The 1,745-nt window shown below is 61.3% G+C and carries 2 protein-coding genes; both read left to right on the top strand.

The genetic code is table 11. From position 1 onward, the window contains the following. Positions 1-192 precede the first annotated feature (192 nt). A complete protein-coding gene (locus tag ACEN88_RS30900; protein WP_413345879.1) occupies positions 193-486 on the top strand; it encodes a 2Fe-2S iron-sulfur cluster-binding protein in 294 nt (97 codons plus the stop codon). A gap of 229 nt (positions 487-715) precedes the next feature. Continuing rightward, positions 716-1,633, top strand: a complete 918-nt coding sequence (locus ACEN88_RS30895) for an alpha/beta hydrolase (RefSeq protein WP_413345877.1) — start codon at positions 716-718, stop codon at positions 1,631-1,633. Positions 1,634-1,745: the final 112 nt, after the last annotated feature.

Raw genomic sequence — 1,745 nt, 5'->3', positions numbered from 1 at the left:
CTGCGGTTGCGCGGCGCCCGCCGGACCGGCGAGGCCGGCCAGCAGGGCGATCAAAAGGGGAATGCGGGTCGTTTTCAACATGGTGTCCTGCCTGAAATTGCGTTGGCTTCAGGTTAGTGCCGCGCAAGACGGGACTCTGTGCGGGAACGAACCCAGCTTCGTCGGGCCGGCGGTACAATCCGCCGCATGACCATGTTGACCATCACCCTGCAGCCGTCCGGCTGGTCCTTCGACACCGACACGGAGACGACGGTGCTGCACGCCGCCGAACGGGCCGGCATCGACCTGCCCAGCTCCTGCCGCAACGGTACATGCCGCACGTGCATCTGCCGCCTCGCGGGCGGCACCGTGCGCTATCTCGTGGAATGGCCGGGGTTGTCCCTCGACGAAAAACGCGAGGGCTATATCCTGCCGTGCGTCGCGGTCGCGCAGGACGATCTCGTGGTCGACCAGCGGCTCGCGAAGAAGATCGTGTTTCCCGACTGAGAGCGCCCGGCAAAGCTGCAGACCTGCTTCGATAGCAACAGCCTCATGCACTCGGCTGACCAACGTCCGCTATCGGGCCGGGAACTGACCGATTGCCAGGCCGGTACCGGTAACTCATCACGTAGTCCGCCCGGTTCGTCACACGCCTGCCCCCTGAATCCCTATCTGATACACACTTCCCGCACAGCCCGGGAAGGGGCGCAAATGTAAATCATTCAAGGGGAAGGCCGTGCGTACATGTTTCTTGATAAGTCTAGTTGTCTTCTTGATAGGCTTCGCGTCTGCCCAAGCGGCGACCTGGCAGCCGTCGCCGGGACATGTGCAGATTGATATTTGGCCTGGTGCAATCCCCAATGCGGTGGCTACCCAGCAGCCGGAATCGGTCGTCGCTGCGACAGGACACGGTGGATGGGCACAGATCAATGACGTGAGCAATCCAACGATGACCGTGTACTCGCCGAAGGGCGTGAACACCGGAGCCGCCGTCATCGTCTTTCCCGGTGGAGGATTCCGAGTCCTGGCCATTGACCTGGAAGGGACGGAAATCTGCGACTGGCTGACATCACGCGGGATTACCTGCGTATTGCTCAAATACCGCGTCCCCGGAGGGAACGACTACTGGGATGAGAAATGTCGATGCAGAATCTTTCCAAAGATACCGCTTGCGCTGCAGGATGCGCAGCGGACCATCAAGCTCGTGCGGTCGAAGGTAACCGAACTGAACCTGGACCCGCGCAAGATCGGTGTCATCGGCTTCTCGGCCGGGGGCTATCTGGTCGCCCAAACCAGCAACATCGTTGCGTCTGCCTACGCGCCGGTCGACGCCGTGGACAAGTTAAGCAGTCGCCCCGACTTTGCTATTGCGCTTTATCCGGGGCACCTGTGTCGCTCTGGAACACTCGAACCAGGCATTCGCGTGACGAAGGAAACACCGACCACATTTCTATTGCAAGCCTGGGACGATCCGGTCGACCCTATCTGCAATAGCACGCTGTATGCCCGGGCGCTGAATCAGGCAGGCGTACCGGCCGAGGTTCATCTTTTTGCAAAAGGAGGGCACGCCTTCGGTCTTCGGGAGAAAGACCATCCTTTGGCAGCTTGGCCTTCGTTGGTGGAAAACTGGCTCAAGGAAATCGGCGTCCTATAAGTCAGCAAAATCGATGGCGGCTTCGGGCGATAACGGACACACGCTGCGGCCATGGCAGGCCGCGTCAGCGCGCGTCCGGGCCCAGCGCCGACTCGATCGCGCGCAGCACGCG

The sequence above is a fragment of the Massilia sp. CT11-108 genome (assembly GCF_047302915.1).
GTDB classification, from domain to species: domain Bacteria; phylum Pseudomonadota; class Gammaproteobacteria; order Burkholderiales; family Burkholderiaceae_D; genus Telluria; species Telluria orientalis.
This window is presented reverse-complemented; position numbering and strand designations above follow the sequence as displayed.